Source organism: Pedobacter jaeyakensis (genome assembly GCF_054461315.1).
The window spans coordinates 2,952,684-2,973,725 of record NZ_CM136921.1; the positions used below are offsets into that span (position 1 = coordinate 2,952,684).

The following is a 21,042-nucleotide window of genomic DNA, read 5'->3' on the forward strand; positions in this document are numbered from 1 at the left end:
GCAATACCAGATTTTATAAAGGCTCCATAATGGGGCCTTTATAGATTGCATTCCGGCCATCCCTTTATCCAGGTAATGGGCCTCATCAAAAGCTTTGGAGCTCCCCCCTCTGCAGCTGCGTACCCATGGAAAATCAGGTAGTCCTCCTTATCAAAAGAACATACCGCATTATGACCTACCCCATACCATTCTTTATTTCCCTCAAGAACCAGCGTTCCACCACCAGCCTTCATGTCAACCCCATTTTTATCTAAATACGGCCCGTGCAATGCCTTCGATCGTCCAACGATCATTTTGTAAGTGCTTTGCATTCCTCGGCAACAATAATCTATTGAAGCAAATAGATAAAAATAGCTTCCTTTTTTAAATATAAAAGGGGCTTCAATGGGATTGGTTTTGGCATTGTCCTTTTCCCTGCTAGCTAGTAAAACTGGTGCTTCCAGAGGGTTTTTCAGATGCAGTCTGTCGGCCGATAACGGCAATAACTGCAAGCCATCCCAAAACGATCCAAAGGCTAGATAGGGCTTTCCGGCACTATCAGTTATTAAATTTGGATCAATTGCGTTCCAATTTGTAACTCCAGGGGTAGATTCTACGACTTTTCCATGGTCTGTCCACCGGTACATCTCATCGCTTGTGTTTAAAGTAGGATTTGTAGCTACGCCTATGGCAGACTTATTACTCCCAAATGTAGAAACAGAATAGTACAGATAATATAAGCCATTATAGTAGGAAATATCAGGAGCCCAGATGTATCCTTTAAAACCTGGAACGGCAGTTATTGCCCATGGTGGTGCTTTATCGAATATCGGCTTCTCCACCTTCCAGTTTATCCTGTCCGTAGACGATCTTACATTTATCCCGTTCCCGGTATAGAACAGGTAATATGTTTTGTCCTGTTTAATCATTACGGGATCATGAGCACCAATATTGGATTTCAAGTCCTGTCCACCAGCATTAAATGAAATTAAAGCAGAGATCAGTAAAAATGTCGATAGCTTATTTACCATATCTTTCTTTAGTTATTTCTATAGTTCTCCATCAATAAAATATGGGGGAGTAAAACCTCGAATATCGTAAATGAAATGGACTTGCCACCCTTAAACCTTGAAATGATGGTCTGAAAATGAACAAAATGCACGAGCAGTTAATACTAAATATTGGATACATTGTTGCTTTGTTATCAAATTCCTATTTGAAATGACTGAAATTAGTAAATTACACACTCAGGAGCTAATCGACATTAAACACAATTTCGAAAAGAGTGAGAGAAGGTTTAAAGCACTAATACACAGTGGATACGATCTCACTTCGATATTGGACAAAAATGGAAATTATCTATTTGTTAGTGAAAGTGTAGTTCACCTTCTTGGCAGAAATCCGTGTCAAATGCTGGGGGAATGCTCGCTTGATTTTATTCATCCAGACGACAAAACAAGGGTGCAAAGTGAAATGCAAAAACTGCAATCTGCCAAACGGGTTACCATTAAACCATTTAGATTTCTAAATGGCAAAAATGAATGGAGATGGTTGTGCACAACCGCAACAAACATGCTGGATGACCCGGCAATCGAGGGAATAATTACCAACTCGCGGGACGTAACCGAAACGATATTAATCAATAACAAGCAGAAAAAGAGTCTGAACAAAATTCGCCAGCAGAATAAGAAACTAATGGAAATTGCAAGAATTCAATCGCATGACGTACGATCTTCGCTTGCGAAGATTATGGGACTTGTTGAGTTGATAAAATTAGAGAAGCTAACACCTGAGCAACATGAGCTATGTAGATTGCTTTCCAATTCCACAAACGAACTTGACAAGACTATTAGAGACATTATCAGCACTACCCAACTTTAAAACCTGTTGAGGCTATTGTTCTTTTTCAAATAAGAGGAAATGCTGGATAGGCAAAAACTGACCATTCTGTATCAGCTTAAAACCATTTGCAGCCAACTCCTTTTGCACCTGCTTTACGGTCATTTTATGCTCTTCTTTGATATTTACTTCTGGGTCTTCACCTTTGTATTCAATTAGCAAAAGCTTTCCACCCGGCTTTAAGGATTTTTTAATAGACTGTAAAACCTCCTGTGGATACAAAAGTTCATGATACACATCAACCATTAGTGCCAAATCTACCATGCCTTCCGGCAAATTGGTTGACTTGTCACTTCCTTTGACAACAACAACATTGCCAATAGATTTTTCAACAGCTTTTTTCTTTAAGTATACTAGAGCATCATCCTGTATTTCAACTGCATAAACTTTTCCTTTTGGAACTTTTTCCGCAATTCTGAAACTGTAAAATCCTGAACCTGCACCAATATCGGCAACTATACTATTTTGCAACAAAGGGAGTTTCGCGATAGTTAGATTTGTATTTTCTTCCTTAGACCTGGTATTACGCTCCAACCAGTCTACACCTGCAAAATCCATCAATTGTGCAATCTCACGGCCCATGTATACCTTTCCGGTTCCATTAGCACTCGGAGCTTTAGTAGTGTAAGGGCTAGTTTGCTTTTGGGCGTTACAAAGACCAGCAACAAAAATCAGGATAATCAGATATTTAAGACTGTTCATAATGTTGACATAAAGGTGAGTTACAATACTATCGACAACAAACCAAAAAAGGTTTAAACTGTTATTGAAATATACTAAAAATAATATACGATGATCAATCCAGAAGACAAAAAAGAAGAAGTAAAAGGTTCAGAAAATAAAACTGACGAAAAAAAAACATCAACCAATAGCAATTACGATGAACATATGACAATAGATGAAGAAGGAAATGAAGTTGGTCCTGATGATCAAATCTGACAATTAATGCCAAAAAAAAGCGCCGTCAATGTCCATTTATTGTTACTTTCGTTCCACAACACTGAGGTTGTATTTGATTTCCGAAATTGACAGTCGGAATAAATTTGAATTAAAAACAATTATAACAGATGAAAAAAATATATCTGGGTGATGCTGGTGTAAAAGTATCGCCAGCCGTTTATGGATTTTACAGATGGGACGAGGCTTATACTGAAAATGATTTAAAGCAAATTGTTAGTCTTTGCCTTGAGTTGGGTATCAATACTTTTGAACATAGTAATAGTTACGGTTCTTACCAATTGGAAGCATTATTCGGCAAACTGATGGCCGACAAAGTATTTAAAAGAGAAGATGTTGTCTTATTTACAAAGTGTGGTTTGAAAGTCCCTGGACCTCACAATAAAGACATCAGAACGAAATATTACGATACTTCTGCCGCTCACATCTTATCAAGCGTTGATCAATCACTTAAAAGTCTTAAAACAGATTACGTTGATGTTTTTCTTTTGGACAGACTTGATCCTATATCTAACCTTGAAGAAACTGCGCTAACGTTAGATAAATTAAAAGAGACAGGTAAGATTAAGAATATCGGTGTTTCTAATTTCTCGGTGTTCCAGCACCAATTACTAGCCTCCTACTTAACCAAACCAATAGTTACCAATCACATAGAATTAAACTTGCTGAATACCCAGGCGTTGGACAACGGTCAGTTGGATTATATCAAACAACGTTATATGCGTCCCTTGGCTTACGCCCCATTGGCCGAAGGCAGAATTGCAATAGGAACTGATAAACATGCAGTTGCCGTACGCAAAAAGCTGGAAGAGCTTAGTGTAAAATACAACGCAGATATTGAATCTCTCGCGGTAGCCTGGTTGGTTAAATTGGGCGCACTTCCTTTGTTGGGTACTCGGAATGAGCAACGGATTAGAAATGCTGCAAATGCATTCTCAGTTGATCTTGATCATCAAGACTGGTACGAGCTCTACAATTCATCAACTGAAGCGTAGTTTGTGTCTGCCAGGATTTATTTTATCAGTGGTTTAGGTGCTGATAGTCGTGCTTTCCGGAAATTAGTATTACCAAAACGTTATGAAGTAATACACTTGAACTGGATTGAACCCGAGAAAAATGAGTCACTAGAGTCGTACGCTAACCGTTTGTCAAAAGGTATTGACCAGTCTGTTCCCTTCTATTTGGTTGGTTTGTCGTTTGGTGGTATGATTGCTACAGAAATCACAAAGCAGTTAAAACCCCTACATACTTTTTTAATTTCCAGTACACCGATATATAGAGAACTGCCTTGGTATTATAAATTTGCAGGGCAGCTTCGTCTACAAAAGTTAGTTCCGTTTTCTGCCATCAAAACTACAAATGGTCTTGGTTTAAAATTCATGGGTGCTAAAACACAGGATGAATTGAAACTTCTAAAACAACTGATTGTAGATAGTGATCCAAAGTTTATCAAATGGGCCTTAAACTGTATTTTAGAATGGCGAAATTTAGAACGCCCAGCAAATGTGACGCATATTCATGGCAATGCAGACACCGTTCTACCAATTAAGTATAATAAACCCGATATTGTAATAAATGGTGGTGGCCATTTTATGGTCTACGCAAATGGGGATGAAATAACCGAAATAATTTCGAGCTATCTTTCCTAATGATTTTAAATCTGTTAAAAAAACCAAACTTTCCAATGAAAAAAACCTTATTAATTGTTTTTGCAATAATAATTGCCGGTCAGGCATTTGCGCAGCGTCAGGTTATAGATAGTTCAACAGATGGAAAATATATCAAAGTGAACAATGCTAAATTGTGGGTCGTAACAGTTGGTACAGGAGATCCTGTATTCTTTATTGCCGGTGGTCCGGGTGGTGCGCATCCAGGTTTAAGGAGTTTTGATCCTCTGGCAGATAGCGGACATCAGTTGATTTTTTTTGATGGCTTTGGTCGCGGTAAATCAGATACCGCTAAAGTTGTTTCTGAATATTCATTACAAAGGGATATAGATGATTTGGAAGGTTTACGAGTTGCCATGAAACTTCAGAAAATCTCTATTTTGGGTCACTCTTACGGCGGATTAGTTGCACAGGGCTATGCTATTAAATATCCCCAAAATGTGAGTCACCTGATTCTGGCCAATACCTTTCACAGCTACGTCATGTGGCAGGAAAATGATGACAATTCCAATCATGAGATTAAAACCAATTACCCTGAAGTATGGGCTGATCTGATGAAACTAAGGGAAAAAGGGGCAGTTTCCAGTGACGCAGCGCATCAGGATATATACGGAAGAGTTCCTTATGGCTTTTTATATGCCTACAATCCCGACAAATTTGTTTCCAGAGGTAGAAAGCCTTACCCGAATAGTTTTAACAGTAAACTTTATTATCAAATGGTAGGTCGTGATGGCGATTTTTATGTTGGCAGTGATATTGGAACCTTCGATTTTAGGACACAGCTTAAGGATTTAAAAATGCCTATATTAATTGTTGGCGGACGATATGACAGGGTAGCTACACCATGGATGATGGTTAAGTATAAAGAATATTGCCCTCAGGCACAATTTGTTATGTTCGAAAAATCTGGTCACAACCCTCAAGTGGAAGAACCGGAAGCAGAATTCGAATTGATCAACTCCTTTTTAGCGAGATAATTACAATTACAACTTAATAAAGCGGAGTATTCCCCTTAAAAGTGGAATCAACCACCACGAAGCACTCGGGCAGTGTTGCTGGTAACGCCCTATAAATCCCGCACAACATCAGGGTATCCCCTCTGTTTGGTTCAGGTTATCTTCAGGTCTTCTTCAGGTTATGTTCAGGTTATGTTCAGGTTTTAGTGAACCAAACCTGTAGAGAACCTGAACAGAAGGTGTAGATAACCTGAGTCAAGTACAGTAGTTATACGGGAGGTTGACGGGCCTTCTACAGGCATGCCCAGAAGCCAAACCTGTTGCAACTCGAAGCTTTCCAGCGACACCTTGTCATCTACCCTGAAAATTATAAAAATATCCATCTTTAAAGATCTGAAAAGTGATCTAGATATGCTTTGCACATTTTTTCCCAGCTAAAGCGGTTGCTGGTGTAGTTAATAATGTCTTGAGGTAGCAGTTGCTGAGATTCTTGATTACCTTCAGCAAGCAGATGGAGGTGCCGGATCCAACTGGATATGTGCCCGGGTGGCATTAATATCCCATTCTTACCATGATTTATCGCATCGGTGATGCCACCACTTGCAGCAGCTAAAACGAGCGTACCCTGCAAAGCGGCTTCAACGCATACCAAACCAAAACCCTCCATGTCTCCTGCTACTTCAATGTTAGGCATCAAAAAAGCCACAGCTGATTTGAGTATGGCATTTATTTGATCAACGGGTAATTTACCTAGTCTAACCACATTCCTTCGGTCAGCTTTTATGATTAATTTTTCTAAGTCCGCTTCGTCGCTAGGCGCACCAAGAAATAAATCGATTCTTTTCTTTACGAACGGAGGCAATAGATAGTTCAGCCGATTAACGACAGCATTGTTTTTTTTGATAGGTCCAATGATTAATAAGATGTAATTTTTGTCGATCACCGGCATCACGTTTTTAACAAACCAGGAAAAGCCCTTACGTTTAACAGGGCGGCCCATTGCTATCAATAACTTCTTTCCAGTTATATTGAGTTGATATTGGTCTAGCAGGAAATTAGCCACACTAAAGTTGTTGAGCGTATTGCCTTGATTATTAGATACGCCATTATTTACCACTACTATTTTCTGGCTATCAATGCCCCGCTCCACACAGGCATTTGCGGTTGCCCTGCTTACCGCAAATAGGAGATCAAAATTGTTAAATTTTGGAATGATAATTTTCTGGTAGATAATCCCTGGAAAAACAACATCCAAGCCATGCAAGGTCATGGTTTTTTTTAAGTGTGGGTAACCGAAATGAAATAGACTGAAGGCAGCGATTAATCCGTCGTTAAAATGAATAATTGATATTTTAGGATTTTCCTTTATTGCAGCTCTAATTCTTCTCCCGAGTAGCGTAAAAAACGTCACTCTGCTTTCCTGATTGTCGTAGAGGATATGGTGGACTTTAGTCAGCGTCTTCATACCATTTATCAACTCATAACTTTGCTTTTCCATCCCTCCTGTTGCTGGGGGATATTTATGGCTAACAAATAAGATCTCCATATTAGATTTGCAGAATGGCTTTACGCTTATGGAACACCAAAAAATACACGGCAACTCCAAAGGCCACCCAAACTATCTGCCTGGCTCGCCTTAGGATAGATGCGGTAATCCAAATTTCCGCACCAGGAATGCCTATGGTGAGCAGCATTACCTTATTACCATATTCCTCCACTCCCAATTGCCCGGGAATAAATGCCCCGGCGGCCTTGAAAAAAATCACGCCCATATCTACGATCAAAGCCTGGATTATGCTAACCTTAATACCCAGAAATTTTAAGATAAAGTAAAACTCAAATGAACCAAATAACCAATGGAGCAATGCGAAAATACTAGAGATGAGCAACATCTGCTTGTTTTCTTTTAGAATATCGGGTAAGTCTTTTAACAGCAGGCTGAGTTTTGAACGTAAAGTTTTCCATTTTAAACTAATTAGCGGCAACAATCCAGACGCTGATGAATTGCTGTCAGGACTATTTAGGAATAGCGGGTTTTGAAGCCATAGTAACAACAATGCAAAAATAAAAATGAGTAATTGGGTTACAATAAGCAGCAATCTTGATAAGAATACAGAAAAGACCACACTTTTTCTGGACACTCCATAATCTGCCAGCATGATTCCTTTCACCGCATCACCACCAATGATACTTGCCGGATTAAATAAACTTACAGTCTCACCAATATGTCTGATTAGAAAAAGTCTCCAGATGGGTACTTTTGCAAAGTCACTGCCCATGGTGTATTTCCAGCTCATGGTGGCGAAAAGATAGGCGGTAAAAGTGATTAGCAATAAAAAGGCAAATTTATAGCCAACTCTGCCAATAGCATCCATCACTTTATGCAGATCAGTTGCCCGCACAAATGCAAATAGCGAAAGGACGATACAGACTGTTAGTACAACAATGATTACTTTTTTCATTTATTGGCCGATTCCGGGTGACATTGCAATGCCCGTACTTAGTTTTTCCAAATCCTTGAAATAGAAATCAGCCAGTTGGCTCCAACTTAATTGTTTACTATAGTGCAAACCACGGTCTATGAACCGGTTTCTTAAAAGGTCGTTGGAAAGCAACTCTGAAATTCTATTGAAGTAATCTTCCTCATCAAAAGGATCACATTTGAAGCCGTTTTCGCCTTGCTGAATAAAATCTGCAGAACCACCACCATCGGCTATAACACATGGTAAGCCAGATGCCATTGCTTCTAACACCACATTCCCGTAAGTTTCTGAAACTGAAGTAAACAAGAACAGGCTTGAACTTGCATATAAGACTGATAGTGTTTCATGACTTACCTTGCCTGTGAATATTGCATTCTTCATTCTATCCTTGCAAGCTTTGATGCCAATTCCATCTCCCGCAATCATAAAATTTACTTGTAAATCAGAATGTTCTATTCGATCGTAAATTCTGAAAAGCGTTTCAATATTCTTTTCCCAAACCAGCCTGCTGGCGAATATGATTGTAGGGTTGGTATTGCCTGTTAGTTTTTCAATCAATTTAGTATCTCGGTGGTCGGGAGAAAAAAGATGATTATCAACACCTCTCTTCCAGATGGTTATGCGTTGATGCTCGACACCCATTTCCTGGAGTGATGCGCTTATGCTTTCCGCAGGCACATATAACCTGTCGCAATGGTTATAAAATGCTTTTTGTGTTCCTGCAATGGTTTGCTTTACCCTACCGATTAAAAAGGGAGCGTGTTTAAAATAATAATCGATGTAAGAGATAAAATGGGTATGATAAATGGAAATGACGGGAAGGTTTCTTGTGTTTGCATATTTAAGTGCGAAAGCGCCGAGTAGAGATGGTGTTGCGATATGAATTACTTCTGGGTCAAAATCTTTAATTCTCCTCTTTAAACGCTTCTTGGCTAGCACGGGCAAGGCCATGGTATAATTCGTATTTAAAGGAAGGTTAATTACAGGTACCTTAAAAGTTGGAAATCCCATAATGTACTCCGGCCCCACACCACAGATAAAAAGAAAGTCAAACTTCGTTTTATCAATTCTGGTAATTAACTGGAACATCGTACGAGAAGCTCCATCAAAATCGGCAGTTAGAATTTCGGCAAAAAAGGCTACTTTGATTCTTTTCATGAATGGTTAAACTAATTCTTTTCAATGTTTAAATTCAAATTTAACCTACAATGGAGCGCATATCCGACACCAATCGATCATTTAATATAACGTTAACGATTTCTTGTTCTAGCTGGAATTAAGCGATAAATCAGGAATTATAACCACCAATTTTTCATAACAATTTGGTAATGTTAAAAAAACGTTAAGCCAACACTATTTGAGGTTATTTGGTCAACCAGATGAAACACGTCTGTGGGATTTTCTAAAAACATCTATGTTGTTGTCACTCTGTACTGTTATCCCCTTTTTTGGCGAGGTCGGCTTGAGTACCCCTTTGCTTATTGTATTCGCTGTTTGTATTCTGGCAGTAATTGGATTTGAATTTGTTAATGGTTTTCACGACACTGCAAACGCCGTAGCCACTGTCATTTATACCAAAGCGCTAAAACCAGCCATTGCCATACCATGGTCGGGGGTGTGGAATTTCCTGGGTGTATTTACTGGTGGTATTGCTGTTGCAATGGGTATCTTAAAGCTTGTGCCGCTCGATGCAATGATGACTTTACCTATCGGCATCGGGGCTTGCTTTGTATTGGCTGTTCTTCTAGCTTCTATTGCGTGGAACCTGGGTACCTGGTATTTGGGTATACCCTGTTCCAGTTCTCATACTATGATTGGTTCTATGATCGGTGCAGGACTAGCTTTTACCTGGTATTATGGCGGAGCGGGTGTAAATTGGGGCAAGGCAGAAGAAATCGGCCTTTCACTTATACTGTCTCCAGTTATCGGGTTCGGCCTGGCAATGCTCCTGATGTATTTTTTGAAACATGTAGTTAAATATCATGCGTTATTTCACATTCCGCATGGTGAGAACGATAGACCACCGCTGTTGATCAGGGCTTTGTTGATCACCACCTGCACACTGGTTAGCTTTTTTCATGGAAGTAATGATGGACAAAAGGGCGTAGGTTTATTAATGTTGATCTTGATCGCATTTCTGCCAGCTAAATTTGCAGTCAACCATACCATCTCCAATCAAAAGATTCTTGAAGAACTGAATCGCGCCGAACTTGTCGTAAACGGTAGATCAAATAGCCCTGCACATCTTAAAATAATAAGTTTCAAAAACGCGGTGGACGCTACAAAGTCGCATTTGCTAAAGAAAAGCGAAACGAATAAAACAGCTACCTTTAAACTTAGAAAAGAGCTGGAAGGATTGGTGGTGTTGATTAAAGACATCAAGTCTGATGATTCTTTGAATTTTAATAAAGATGAAAAAGTTGTTTTAACTGAAGTTACCCAAGAACTTTCCAAGGTGGTGGAGTTCGCTCCTATCTGGGTAATTGCTTTGATTTCGATTTCCTTAGGATTGGGGACAATGATTGGATGGAAAAGAATAGCCGTAACTATAGGTGAAAAGATAGGTAATGAACACTTAAATTATGCGCAAGGCGCAACTTCTGAAATTGTAGCCGCATCAACTATTGGCTTAAGTACCATATTGGGGCTTCCAGTAAGTACAACGCATGTATTATCCAGTGGTATTGCTGGTGCAATGGTTGCATCAGGAGGCAAGAAGAATCTTAACAATGGAACTTTAAAAAGCATAGGTTTAGCCTGGGTGCTAACGCTGCCGGTATCCATCACATTGGCGGCAATATTGTTTGTATTTTTTCATCTATTTATATAACCACAGTAAGCAAATCTCATTCGATCCTTATATTAAAGAAAATGAAACAGATCCTAGTAGCAACAGATTTTTCAAACAGTGCGGGAAATGCCATGTCTTATGCGCTTGCCCTGGCCAGAACGCTTAACATGGAAGTTGTAGCCATTCATGCCATACACCCTACTGAAGGCATAAACAATAGCACTTATAATGCAATTTTTATTGAGGAGTATTACGCAAAGAAAAGGGAGGCTTTAGCTGAATGGGCAGCAAAAATCAGCTACAAAGGAAATTACTCGGATATTAAGGTGACTACCATTTGCGATGTTGGATTCTTAAAGGCTGTGGTTTCAAACTACATTAAAGAACATCAGGTTGAGCTTTTGGTCATGGGCATTACCGGGTCAACCGGAATTACTGGTATAGTTGGAAGCAATGCCAGTATGATGGTTACCAAAATGCGTATTCCGACCCTTATTGTACCTTTAGAGAGCAATTTTCCAAGTTTCCCCATCATCACCCTCGCCACAGATTATGAAACCACACTTTCGGCAAAGGATGTTAATGCGTTGAAAGAGATGCTCAAAGGTGCTGTCTCTCAAAAAATGCAAGTACTTTATGTTGCGGAAAAGTCTGATAAAAGCCATATCCAAACAGGAGAAAAAGCAATCAGAGACTTGTTTCCAAATACTGGAATTGATTTCAATTATATAAACGATAATAGTGCTCCTAATGGCATTATGGATTTTATACGTTCAAACCATACCGATATTCTTTGCCTGGTAAAACATCACCACAATATTATATACAGGATGTTCACCACAAGTACGGTTAACCAAGTGATGAACAAGTCGGTGAAAGCAATATTGGTATTGCATGAATAATGGGCTTAAACACTTACTGAAATACGCTTTCCTGGTCTTCCTTTTTCTAGTTAATACGATATCAATAAGCTACGGACAAAAGGACGATGATACTGCGATAGAAAAATTAATAAAGAGTAATCCAAATAGCGCATTCATCCAAATAAAAGGTAAACTTGACGAGGCGATACGGACTAATGATCATCTTTTATCAGCAAAGCATTACCAATATTTAGGCCAACTGTTCTATTATCAGGCCGCCTACTCTCAAGCCATAAACTACTATTATAAGGCAAACGAGATCTATAAAAATAGCGGAAACACGGCTAATCTTGCTAATAACCTTAATAAGATTGGTGAATCCTATTACTATGGAAAACAATATGCTGCGGCATTGAGGACGTTTCAGGATGCTTTAAAAATCTATACCAAACTGGGCGATCACAATGGCATAGCCAGCTCCTATGGATTGATCGGTCAAACTTACGAGAAAAATGGTAAGTACCTTACTTCTATGAAGTTACAAAGAATGGCGCTTGCGGAATACCATAAAGCCGGCGACAAGACAGGGCTGGCAAAGATCTACGAAAATATGGGTAGTATTTATGAAGATAAGCTGCCTATGGATTCTGCATTGAAATATTATCGATTGGCCCTCGCATTAAACAGAAAAGACGGTAATGATGCTGCCCAAACAGAAATCGTAAACAACATCGGTGATGTTTACCGTAAAACGGGGAAATTTAGTGAAGCGCTTGGTTTCACCAGGACAGCAAAAGCGATGGCGACTAAAATGAATGATCAGTATCAGTTGAGCGCGGCATATCGAGACCTGTCTAAAAATTTCGACTTGATGAAGCAGTATGACAGCGCCTATCATTACAGCGAATTAGGAAGAAATATCTTTTTGAAAATCTTTACGGAAGACAATAATAAGCAACTTGCTATCCTGCAGACCTTATTTGAAATACAGCAAAAGGATGATGCTATTGTTAGGTTTGAAAATGAAAAGACCGCCAATCACTACATTATTGCTGCTACCATCCTCATCATCATCTTACTCATCTCATTAACATTAGTCACCATAAGCAAGCAGCGTTTAAAACTGCTAAACGAAAAAAAATTAAACGAGCAGAACCAATCGCTTTATGAAAGTCAGAAAAGTGCGATAAAGGCCGAGCTGGAATTAAAAAGTAAGGAGCTGACCAGCAACACGCTTCATGTAATCCAGAGTAATCAATTTTTAGATGAATTAAAGGTAGAAATGCTCAGTATACTACAGGATGATAAAAGGGACCAGAAAAAGCAAATACAGCAAATTGTCCATAAGATTAATCAAAATATAACCCACGATAGTCACTGGAAAGAATTTTCAACCATTTTCGAACAGATTCACCAAACTTTTTTTGACAATTTGAAGGCACATTCCAACGATTTAACAGCAAACGATATTCGTCTTGTTGCGCTGATTAAGATGAACCTGAGCTCTAAAGATATGGCAACACTTTTCGGAATTTCTCAGGACAGTTTAAGAGTAGCCAGATATCGATTACGAAAGAAACTGGACATACCGCAAGGTGATAACCTCAGCACATTTATCCAAGCCTTATAGCCACGCAGAAAATCCATTAATAATACCTTAACATAACGCTAACGGAATGGTAATGTCGTTTTTTGTTATCAATAAATTACTGTAAATGAGTTATTTAATCAAATAATGTTAACGCTGTAGCTGGTTTGTATACACGCAACGTAACGCTGTATACATTTTGTTTACGCGCCAAAATAGGCAGATTGTTTCGCCCAATGCACCTTTGTGAGACAATAAAAAACAAACCCAATTAAACAAACTCTTTAAAAGATGAAATTAATTTTACAAGTTCTTTTTTGCTTATTTATCACTGCATCAACTGCGAGTGCGGCAAGCTTAAAAGGTTATGTTTATGACCAAAATACAGGCGAAGCTTTGGTTGGCGCTACGGTATCCCTTGGCACTTCTGGTAATTCCGTTCTTACAGGCTTAGATGGTTCCTTTGAATTTAAACATCCTACAAAAGGTAAGTATGAACTAACGGTATCCTATGTTGCTTACAAAAGTTTTTCAAAACAAATTGATGTTTTGGATGAGGACAATCCATCACTAAAAGTATACCTATCTCATTCTGGTACTACTGACCTCAGTGAAGTTGTGATTGCTAGCAAAGGGGATGGTTCTTCTGAAAAAACCGCAAGAAGGATTGAACAACAATCGCCGCAACTGATGAACGTGGTGTCTGGAAGAGCTATTGAAACCTCGCCTGACCTTACCGTGGCTAATGTGATCCAACGTGTTTCTGGTGTTTCTGTAGAGAGAAGCAGCAACGGCGACGGGCAGTATGCTATTTTAAGAGGAATGGATAAACGCTATAACTATACCTTGGTAAATGGCGTTAAAATTCCAAGTCCGGATAGCAAGTACAGATATGTCCCATTGGATATATTTCCTGCCGAACTTTTAGACAGGTTAGAAGTATATAAAAGTCTAACTCCAAACATGGAAGCTGATGCAGTTGGGGGTGTGGTAAACATGGTCATGAAAGATGCCCCTTCTACATTACAGGTAAATGCTAATCTGGCGACAGGTTACAGTCAGCTATTCTTCGACAGAAATTTTCAAAGCTTCAAATCAGCTTACATCAATTACCTTTCGCCGTACGAGATAAACGGAAGAACTTATCAGGCAACTCCCTCAGATTTTCCAAAAGGAACAGTTGACTATAAATTCTCTAAACCTTCTCCAAATATTGTTGGGGGCCTTTCAATTGGCCAACGCTTTTTAAATAACAAACTAGGCATATTACTAGCAGGAAGCTATCAGGAAACTTACAGGGGAAGTAATAGTACGTTTTTCTCGTCTTCAGTAGTTGACGCAACAAATAAGTTCGCCACTATAACCAGCGTTGCTGACAGAAAATATTCAGAGCAACAAAACCGCTTCGGACTGCATGCCAAATTAGATTTTCTAATCAGTCCAGATCATAAAATTAGTCTCTACAATGTTTATAGTAATTTGAAAAGCATTCAAACTCGAGATGCTGTATCTACAGATTTTTCTACAGGTTATGCTCCTACTCTAGGTAATGCGGAACTAAGCTATTCTACAAGATCCAGGCTAACGGAACAACAAATCTATAGCAGTACATTACATGGAGATCATGGTTTAATCCCGGAAAAATTAAAACTGCAATGGTCTGCCGTATATTCATCAGCATTAAATGATGTGCCAGACAATACCACGATATCGTTAAGTGGAAAACGTCAAAATTTCGTAGATCGCAGAACGGTTGTCAAAACAAACGGAACAAGTCGCAGGTGGGAACGCAATACTGATGAAGACATCGTCGGCTACCTGGATTTGACTTATTCTATAGCACTTAAAAACAGTAAATTAGATATTACAGCGGGTGGATTATACCGAGACAAACAGCGCAGCAGTTTTTACAACAATTATACGCTAACCCCGGCGAATACTGCTGCACTGTATGGAACTGATTTCCAAAACTACACAGATATCGTCTGGATTGTGCAAAACCCCGGTGGTGGCGTAAACAACTCGTTGACCTACGATGCTTCAGAGAAAATTGCTGCTGGATATGGTATGTTCAAATACGTTAACGGTAAGATCGAAGCAACCGGCGGATTACGTATTGAAGATACGGATCAAGGCTATAATATGTTGTTCCCAGCTGGAGAAACTCGTCCATCTGGCAATCAGAAATATACTGACTACCTGCCAAGTTTAAATCTAAAGTATGAACTTTCTGCTCATCAGCACATTAGGGCGTCATACTTCCGCTCAGTCAATCGCCCCGGTTTCTATGAATTGGTACCAGGCGGTGCTGTACAGGAAGAATACAAAGAACGTGGCAACCCGGATCTTAAACGGGCAATCGCCGATAACTTCGATGTACGTTATGAGCTTTTCCCAAAAGGATCAGACCAATTGATGGCAGGTGTATTTTATAAGAAGATTGAAAACCCAATAGAATATATATACCAGGCTGATGCTGTGCGGGGCCAAGACACCTACTACACGCCGGGCAACTTTGGAAATGCCACTAACTACGGACTTGAAATTGACTACATCAAATTCATTAACAGCTTTGGTATAAAGGCAAACTACACCTACACACACTCTAGAATTACGACACCTAAGGATTCCAGAATATTGGATGCAAGCGGAAACCCACAAAAAATATCAGTAGAACAAACGAGGCCATTATTTGGTCAGTCTGAACAAATCGGTAACTTATCCTTATTGTATAAAAATTCTGCTTACGGCCTTGATGTACAATTAGCAGGTTCATACACTGGTCCACGGATCAATACCGTTTCCCAGTTCGTAGACAATGATCTTTGGCAAAAAGGGTTTGTGCAAATGGATGCATCCGCAGAGAAAAAAGTTGGGAAGCGTTTTAGTGTCTTCGCAAAAGCCGGGAATTTACTGAATACTCCCGCAAAACTATTTATTAAAGGAAGCAATCCAGCCAACACCAGCATCTCGGGTCAGTCTGTAACCGGAAACGAAACTTTGATTCGCACCGATTACTATAAACAGACTTATTTATTGGGCTTACGCTATAAAATTTAATATCTAACTATCAAATAACATGAAAACAAGACATATTTTAATCACAGCATCATTGATGCTATTCACTGTAGCAGGTTGTAAAAAAGCCAATAGCTACGTAGATCTATTTGAAGGCAGCGGTACCGTAACGGGAGAAGTATCGGGCGTTTGGCAAAAAGGAAGTACACAGTTGATAAAGGGCGACATCATTATTCCAGCTGGAAAAACGCTTACTATAGAAGAAGGCGTAACGGTGATCATGGATACGTTAGCCAAGCCAGAGATTATCGTAAAGGGCAATCTCTATTCGCAAGGTACCGCAGAATTTCCAGTCAAATTTACCGTATCAGAATCTTTAAGAACTGCCGCGCACAAATTCGGAAAGCTTTGGGGCGGCATACTCGCTGCACCATCGTGTATGGAGTTATTGCTAGACCATACCATTATTGAGTATGGTGGCTCTACTACTTCAGACGCATCTACCTCTGTTAAACAAGGCCTTTATAAAGCAGTAAGTGGAGAAAACCTACCTGGGTTATGGTTTGCCAACATTAATGGGAAGTTAGTTGTAACCAATAGCATTTTCCGCAACATGCAGGAAGACTGTACTTATATAGAGGGTGGAAAGATTATTTTCAACGACAATAAGTTCTATACAACCGGACTTACCGGTGGCGAAGCAATCAATTTGAAGTCGGGATGTCTGGCTGATGTTTCCAATAATTTAATTTACAGTACCAACACGAATGCACTTAAACTTTCTAACTCGGGCGACAAGACTCCGCAAGCTTATATTATTGTTTACAATAATACTATGGTGAATACCGGCTGGAGAAGACCAACGGCTAAAGGTGGCTCAATTTGGGTTGAGGCCGGCGTGCGTGCTGACGTATTCAATAATCTTTTTGCCAACACACGCTTTGGCATCAAAAGAGATACAAAAAAGCCAGAAGATGCACGCTCTCAGTTTAGCAATAACTTATATTATGGTTATGATCAAACAACCGTAAATCAATTCCAGGCAACCAGCGAAATCATCGCTGGGACAAATGATATCAAGGGAAATACTGCTGGGGCAAACGATCCCAGGTTTGTAAATTATCCTGTAGCTACCCCAGTAAATAATTCGGATTTCAATACCACCTGGGATTTTCATTTAATGGCAGGTTCCCCTGCGCTGAACGCCGGTAAAGTTAACTTTACCCGTCACCATGCTGCGGGACTTACTTTAAACGGAATACTTTATAAATCTCCAGAACCAGCTACCTCAATAGGTGCTTTTGGATTAAACCAATAACAACATGATTGAAAGAAACATCACCATTATATTTTCGGCCGTTTTATTATTGAGTAATGCCTGTAGTCCGAATAAAACAGCCGAGGAACTGGCCGTTAAACCTTTGTATACTACGGATACGGTTCAGTTTGATTCAGATGATCCGGCAATTTGGGTAAATCCAAATAATCCCGCCTTATCCCTGGTTATAGGCACAGATAAAGATGAAAATGGAGCATTATATGTATTTGATCTCAAAGGAAAGTCAGTCGCGGATAAAACAGTCAAGGGCTTGAAAAGACCAAACAACGTTGATATTGCTTATGGACTAATGCTGGGTGGTAACAAAACCGACATTGCCGTAACTACTGAACGGATGACCCATAAACTTAGGATATTTTCATTACCTGATATGAAGCCTGTTGATAATGGTGGCATTCCTGTATTTGAAGGCGAGACTGCAGTTATGCACCGCGACTTAATGGGTATTGCTATGTATACTGATCCAAAGGGTGATATTTATGCAATCGTAGGCAGAAAGACCGGCACCAGTGGCTCCTATTTATGGCAGTATCTGCTTGAAGACAATGGGAATGGTCAGATAAAGGCAACTTTAAAGCGCAAGTTTGGAAATTACAGTGGAAAAAAAGAAATAGAATCTATTGCAGTTGATAATGAGCTGGGATACATTTATTACTCAGATGAGCAATTCGGGGTGCGTAAATATTATGCAGATCCAAATAAAGGGAATCAGGAACTAGCTGTATTTGCAAAAGAAGGTTTTACAGAAGATCATGAAGGAATAAGCATCTACAAAACGACAGATACCACAGGCTATATCCTTGTTTCAGATCAAAGCGCAAATCAATTTAAAGTTTACAGCAGAGAAGGAGTTAAAAACAAGAATGACCACCAGCTGATCACTTCTATAAAAACATCAACCAATCAAAGTGACGGTTCTGATATTTACTCAAAACCATTAAATGATGATTTTAAGCATGGACTATTTGTAGCAATGAGTGATAACAAAACATTTCAATTTTACCGTTGGGAAGACCTGGCTGGTAAAATACTTAAAGTAAACTAATAACAGTTTTACTTATAACAGGTGGTCAGCAGTAGCTGGCCACCTTTTTCAGTTTAAGGAGTATTAAATGATGGTTAAATAGCTAAAAAGCCATAACTTTATGACATAACCAAGTCTAAAAATGAGTTCAAGAAAAGTAATCGTAATCCTCTTCATTGCAGGGATCATCTCATCATCAGTAATTGCGCAGGTTAAATTAAAGCCTTTCAAAAAAGACGAACGGGTAGTATTTGCCGGCAATAGCATCACGGAAGCTGGATTATACGGGTCTTATATCTGGTTATATTACATGACGCACTTTCCCGATCGGAGGATTGAAGTAATGAATGCTGGTGTGGGCGGCGACGTAGCAGAGCAAATTTATGCAAGGTTAGACGGAGATATCCTCAAAAAGAAACCTACAGTATTAGCCGTAACATTTGGGATGAACGATAGTAAGTATTTTGAATACTTAGATAAAAAGAACCCGGTTACAGACCAAAAAAGAGCCGAGATTGTAAAAGTTGCACATGATAGTTACCTTAAGATTGAGCAGCGATTGAAAGCACTTCCAAGCATAACAAAGATTTTGATGGCCTCCTCCCCTTACGATGAGACTGCCAAAATGGAGGGAAATGTATTTTTAGGAAAAAGTAAAACGATGCAGAACATCGTAGACTTCCAGCTCAATTCAGCTAAACAGAACAATTGGGGTTTTGTGGATTTCTTCCATCCTATGACGGAAATTAACAAAAGGGAACAGCAAGCCAATCCGGCTTACACCAATACGGGTACTGACAGGATTCATCCAGGAAGTGCAGGTCACTTTATTATGGCCTACTTATTTTTAAAAAGTCAGGGTTTGGAAAATAGTAAAATTGCAGATGTTAGCATTGATGCAGTAAGGAAGAGGGTAATTAAATCTGATAATGCAACCATTAGTAATTTGCAAGGTTTGCCAAAAGGAATTAGTTTTAATTATCTGGCGAAGTCACTACCCTACCCAATTGACACCGTGCCTCGTGTTTGGATGAACTTTCAGGTACAGACTGAAGCATTAAGTGTCATCCCTTTCGTTAATGAATTTGATCAGGAGTTACTTACAGTTAGTGGATTAAAAGGAAAGAATTATAAGGTTACCATTGGCGGTAAAGTGATTGGAAATTGGACCGCAACCGATTTGGCAAAAGGCATCAATCTGGCTACCATAAAATCTACTCCACAATATATTCAGGCGCTGAAAGTGATGACCTTAAATAATAACCGTAGAGAAATTGAGAGCAAGTTTAGAAATTATTATTGGGTTGAATACGATTTTTTGAAGGACAAAGGTTTGCTCTTTGCAAGAAATCAAGTGGCTTTGGACACCATTCAGGCAAATGTACCTAAGAATGGTTGGTTAAATGTGAAGAAGAACGATTATCAGGAGATTGTTAAGGATGAAGCAGGTGTTCAAAGAAAAATGACAGATCTGGTAGATGAGATTTACAAAATAAATAAGCCTTTAGACCTTAAAATAGTTATTGAGGAAATTTAGAAATGGCGTTTGCATTTTGCTTTTCAAGCAACGAAATGCAAACGCCATGATTGTTAATTACTTGTTATACACATCAACCGCTCGCTCTAGCTTTTTGATACCAGTAAAATAGCTCAGAAGACCTCCACCTGCCAAACCAGTTCCAATACCTAATAGCACAAAGCTTACGGTAAAGTTCTTGCTTTTTGAGGTGGTGAAAGTGTGGCCAAATGGAGTGGTCGTAGTTTCAGTTCCTTTAGGATCAGCCATAAATGATATAAGACCTGCAACTATTGCCGCCCCGCCTGCAGCGTATAACATGGTGCTGGTTTGTTGGCTTTTGCGATAACCTTTTAGTAAATCCATACTTGCTGCGTTATCGGTCATATCCTCCCTTAAGTTTCTGTAGTTTACTCGTCGTAAATCTCCAGTCCCTTTGTTGTAAAAGATTCTTGAGGCAATGGTTGGTTGTCTGTTTTCCCCGTAGCTGTATCTTCTGTCATACTGATAGGGATCGAGCTCGACTTCCGAGTAGAGGTTAATTTTACCTTCTGTAACGCGCTCAGCAAAAGCTGAAATACCAGCAAAGTTCAGATTTCGGGTGTTCGCAAAGAATCCGTCCTTATTGTTAAAGAATTTTACTTTGTCCGTTGGAGTCTTCCGGGAATCTGCCCTTAACTGCCACCCTCCGGATAAATCTGGCCGCATGGTGACCTTGTTGGCATAAATTACAGAGTCTGAATTCAGGTACAAGAAGTCTTTTGAGGTGTCCATTTGGGCACGGGCGTTCAGGCCATAGCAAGCCATCACCGCGATGATTAATTTTTTCATATCGATTTACATTTGTGTGTAATCAATACTACAAAAATGCCATCATCAAATGCAATTGTAAACGATAAAATACATTGAAAATGCAAATAAATATCATTGGCGCATCTCCGGTACATCTTTAGATAAATGTT

At 39.3% G+C, this 21,042-nt stretch carries 19 protein-coding genes; 12 read left to right on the forward strand and 7 right to left on the reverse strand.

From position 1 onward, the window contains the following. Positions 1–38 precede the first annotated feature (38 nt). Positions 39–1,010 carry a family 43 glycosylhydrolase gene (locus ACXZ1K_RS13200; protein WP_458970134.1) on the reverse strand — a complete coding sequence of 324 codons (972 nt, stop codon included), beginning with the start codon at positions 1,008–1,010 and terminating at the stop codon, positions 39–41. 190 nt (positions 1,011–1,200) lie between these two features. Here ACXZ1K_RS13200 and ACXZ1K_RS13205 point away from each other — a divergent pair, with 190 nt between their 5' ends. Next, entirely contained in the window at positions 1,201–1,860 is a 660-nt protein-coding gene (locus ACXZ1K_RS13205; protein ID WP_458970135.1) for a PAS domain S-box protein, read from the forward strand. Positions 1,861–1,872: 12 nt separating this feature from the next. Here the strand turns inward: ACXZ1K_RS13205 and ACXZ1K_RS13210 are convergent, their stop codons facing one another. Beyond that, the gene (locus ACXZ1K_RS13210) at positions 1,873–2,580 is read right to left on the reverse strand and encodes a class I SAM-dependent methyltransferase (protein ID WP_458970136.1); all 708 of its coding nucleotides are present in this window, start codon (positions 2,578–2,580) and stop codon (positions 1,873–1,875) included. 90 nt (positions 2,581–2,670) lie between these two features. Here ACXZ1K_RS13210 and ACXZ1K_RS13215 point away from each other — a divergent pair, with 90 nt between their 5' ends. The 4 genes from ACXZ1K_RS13215 (at position 2,671) to ACXZ1K_RS13230 (ending at position 5,479) form a co-directional block, all read left to right on the forward strand. After that, a complete protein-coding gene (locus ACXZ1K_RS13215) occupies positions 2,671–2,817 on the forward strand; it encodes a hypothetical protein (protein WP_458970137.1) in 147 nt (48 codons plus the stop codon). A 128-nt stretch (positions 2,818–2,945) separates the two neighbouring features. Further along, positions 2,946–3,830, forward strand: coding sequence for an aldo/keto reductase (locus tag ACXZ1K_RS13220; RefSeq protein WP_458970138.1), 885 nt, complete (start codon positions 2,946–2,948; stop codon positions 3,828–3,830). 3 nt (positions 3,831–3,833) lie between these two features. Beyond that, positions 3,834–4,484 (forward strand): alpha/beta fold hydrolase, encoded by a 651-nt coding sequence (locus ACXZ1K_RS13225; protein ID WP_458970139.1) that lies wholly within the window; start codon positions 3,834–3,836, stop codon positions 4,482–4,484. A gap of 35 nt (positions 4,485–4,519) precedes the next feature. Next, on the forward strand, positions 4,520–5,479 hold the full coding sequence (locus tag ACXZ1K_RS13230; RefSeq protein ID WP_458970140.1) for an alpha/beta fold hydrolase: 960 nt from the start codon (positions 4,520–4,522) through the stop codon (positions 5,477–5,479). A 182-nt stretch (positions 5,480–5,661) separates the two neighbouring features. Here ACXZ1K_RS13230 and ACXZ1K_RS13235 read toward each other — a convergent pair whose 3' ends face one another. From ACXZ1K_RS13235 to ACXZ1K_RS13250, 4 genes are read right to left on the reverse strand one after another with little or no spacing between them, the layout of a single operon-like run. Further along, positions 5,662–5,841, reverse strand: a complete 180-nt coding sequence (locus tag ACXZ1K_RS13235) for a hypothetical protein (RefSeq protein ID WP_458970141.1) — start codon at positions 5,839–5,841, stop codon at positions 5,662–5,664. Between the two features lie 2 nt (positions 5,842–5,843). Continuing rightward, positions 5,844–7,004: a glycosyltransferase family 4 protein gene (locus ACXZ1K_RS13240; RefSeq protein ID WP_458970142.1), complete on the reverse strand. Its 1,161-nt coding sequence runs from the start codon at positions 7,002–7,004 to the stop codon at positions 5,844–5,846. Position 7,005: 1 nt separating this feature from the next. Beyond that, entirely contained in the window at positions 7,006–7,920 is a 915-nt protein-coding gene (locus ACXZ1K_RS13245; RefSeq protein WP_458970143.1) for a lysylphosphatidylglycerol synthase domain-containing protein, read from the reverse strand. Continuing rightward, a complete protein-coding gene (locus ACXZ1K_RS13250; protein WP_458970144.1) occupies positions 7,921–9,099 on the reverse strand; it encodes a glycosyltransferase family 4 protein in 1,179 nt (392 codons plus the stop codon). It abuts the gene before it with no gap. 256 nt (positions 9,100–9,355) lie between these two features. Between ACXZ1K_RS13250 and ACXZ1K_RS13255 the strand changes: the two genes are divergently transcribed. The 7 genes from ACXZ1K_RS13255 (at position 9,356) to ACXZ1K_RS13285 (ending at position 20,101) form a co-directional block, all read left to right on the forward strand. Next, a complete protein-coding gene (locus tag ACXZ1K_RS13255) occupies positions 9,356–10,771 on the forward strand; it encodes an inorganic phosphate transporter (RefSeq protein ID WP_458970145.1) in 1,416 nt (471 codons plus the stop codon). A gap of 41 nt (positions 10,772–10,812) precedes the next feature. Next, positions 10,813–11,634, forward strand: a complete 822-nt coding sequence (locus ACXZ1K_RS13260) for a universal stress protein (RefSeq protein WP_458970146.1) — start codon at positions 10,813–10,815, stop codon at positions 11,632–11,634. Next, on the forward strand, positions 11,627–13,225 hold the full coding sequence (locus ACXZ1K_RS13265; protein WP_458970147.1) for a tetratricopeptide repeat protein: 1,599 nt from the start codon (positions 11,627–11,629) through the stop codon (positions 13,223–13,225). Before ACXZ1K_RS13260 ends, ACXZ1K_RS13265 begins: the two co-directional genes overlap by 8 nt. A gap of 249 nt (positions 13,226–13,474) precedes the next feature. Beyond that, complete coding sequence (locus tag ACXZ1K_RS13270; protein WP_458970148.1) at positions 13,475–16,243, forward strand: TonB-dependent receptor; 2,769 nt, start codon at positions 13,475–13,477, stop codon at positions 16,241–16,243. Positions 16,244–16,262: 19 nt separating this feature from the next. Continuing rightward, a complete protein-coding gene (locus tag ACXZ1K_RS13275) occupies positions 16,263–17,519 on the forward strand; it encodes a right-handed parallel beta-helix repeat-containing protein (RefSeq protein WP_458970149.1) in 1,257 nt (418 codons plus the stop codon). A gap of 4 nt (positions 17,520–17,523) precedes the next feature. Next, entirely contained in the window at positions 17,524–18,585 is a 1,062-nt protein-coding gene (locus ACXZ1K_RS13280) for a phytase (protein WP_458970150.1), read from the forward strand. 121 nt (positions 18,586–18,706) lie between these two features. Continuing rightward, the gene (locus ACXZ1K_RS13285) at positions 18,707–20,101 is read left to right on the forward strand and encodes an SGNH/GDSL hydrolase family protein (RefSeq protein ID WP_458970151.1); all 1,395 of its coding nucleotides are present in this window, start codon (positions 18,707–18,709) and stop codon (positions 20,099–20,101) included. A gap of 57 nt (positions 20,102–20,158) precedes the next feature. Here ACXZ1K_RS13285 and ACXZ1K_RS13290 read toward each other — a convergent pair whose 3' ends face one another. Beyond that, entirely contained in the window at positions 20,159–20,911 is a 753-nt protein-coding gene (locus ACXZ1K_RS13290; protein ID WP_458970152.1) for a hypothetical protein, read from the reverse strand. Positions 20,912–21,042 lie beyond the last annotated feature (131 nt).

Coding starts and splice junctions, on each gene's coding strand:
- ACXZ1K_RS13240 (WP_458970142.1), bottom strand. CDS start 7,004: ATGGAGATCTTATTTGTTAGCCATAAATATCCCCCAGCAACAGGAGGG.
- ACXZ1K_RS13230 (WP_458970140.1), top strand. CDS start 4,520: ATGAAAAAAACCTTATTAATTGTTTTTGCAATAATAATTGCCGGTCAG.
- ACXZ1K_RS13205 (WP_458970135.1), top strand. CDS start 1,201: ATGACTGAAATTAGTAAATTACACACTCAGGAGCTAATCGACATTAAA.
- ACXZ1K_RS13220 (WP_458970138.1), top strand. CDS start 2,946: ATGAAAAAAATATATCTGGGTGATGCTGGTGTAAAAGTATCGCCAGCC.
- ACXZ1K_RS13210 (WP_458970136.1), bottom strand. CDS start 2,580: ATGAACAGTCTTAAATATCTGATTATCCTGATTTTTGTTGCTGGTCTT.
- ACXZ1K_RS13215 (WP_458970137.1), top strand. CDS start 2,671: ATGATCAATCCAGAAGACAAAAAAGAAGAAGTAAAAGGTTCAGAAAAT.
- ACXZ1K_RS13280 (WP_458970150.1), top strand. CDS start 17,524: ATGATTGAAAGAAACATCACCATTATATTTTCGGCCGTTTTATTATTG.
- ACXZ1K_RS13245 (WP_458970143.1), bottom strand. CDS start 7,920: ATGAAAAAAGTAATCATTGTTGTACTAACAGTCTGTATCGTCCTTTCG.
- ACXZ1K_RS13270 (WP_458970148.1), top strand. CDS start 13,475: ATGAAATTAATTTTACAAGTTCTTTTTTGCTTATTTATCACTGCATCA.
- ACXZ1K_RS13250 (WP_458970144.1), bottom strand. CDS start 9,099: ATGAAAAGAATCAAAGTAGCCTTTTTTGCCGAAATTCTAACTGCCGAT.
- ACXZ1K_RS13200 (WP_458970134.1), bottom strand. CDS start 1,010: ATGGTAAATAAGCTATCGACATTTTTACTGATCTCTGCTTTAATTTCA.
- ACXZ1K_RS13260 (WP_458970146.1), top strand. CDS start 10,813: ATGAAACAGATCCTAGTAGCAACAGATTTTTCAAACAGTGCGGGAAAT.
- ACXZ1K_RS13265 (WP_458970147.1), top strand. CDS start 11,627: ATGAATAATGGGCTTAAACACTTACTGAAATACGCTTTCCTGGTCTTC.
- ACXZ1K_RS13290 (WP_458970152.1), bottom strand. CDS start 20,911: ATGAAAAAATTAATCATCGCGGTGATGGCTTGCTATGGCCTGAACGCC.
- ACXZ1K_RS13235 (WP_458970141.1), bottom strand. CDS start 5,841: ATGGATATTTTTATAATTTTCAGGGTAGATGACAAGGTGTCGCTGGAA.
- ACXZ1K_RS13255 (WP_458970145.1), top strand. CDS start 9,356: ATGTTGTTGTCACTCTGTACTGTTATCCCCTTTTTTGGCGAGGTCGGC.
- ACXZ1K_RS13285 (WP_458970151.1), top strand. CDS start 18,707: ATGAGTTCAAGAAAAGTAATCGTAATCCTCTTCATTGCAGGGATCATC.
- ACXZ1K_RS13275 (WP_458970149.1), top strand. CDS start 16,263: ATGAAAACAAGACATATTTTAATCACAGCATCATTGATGCTATTCACT.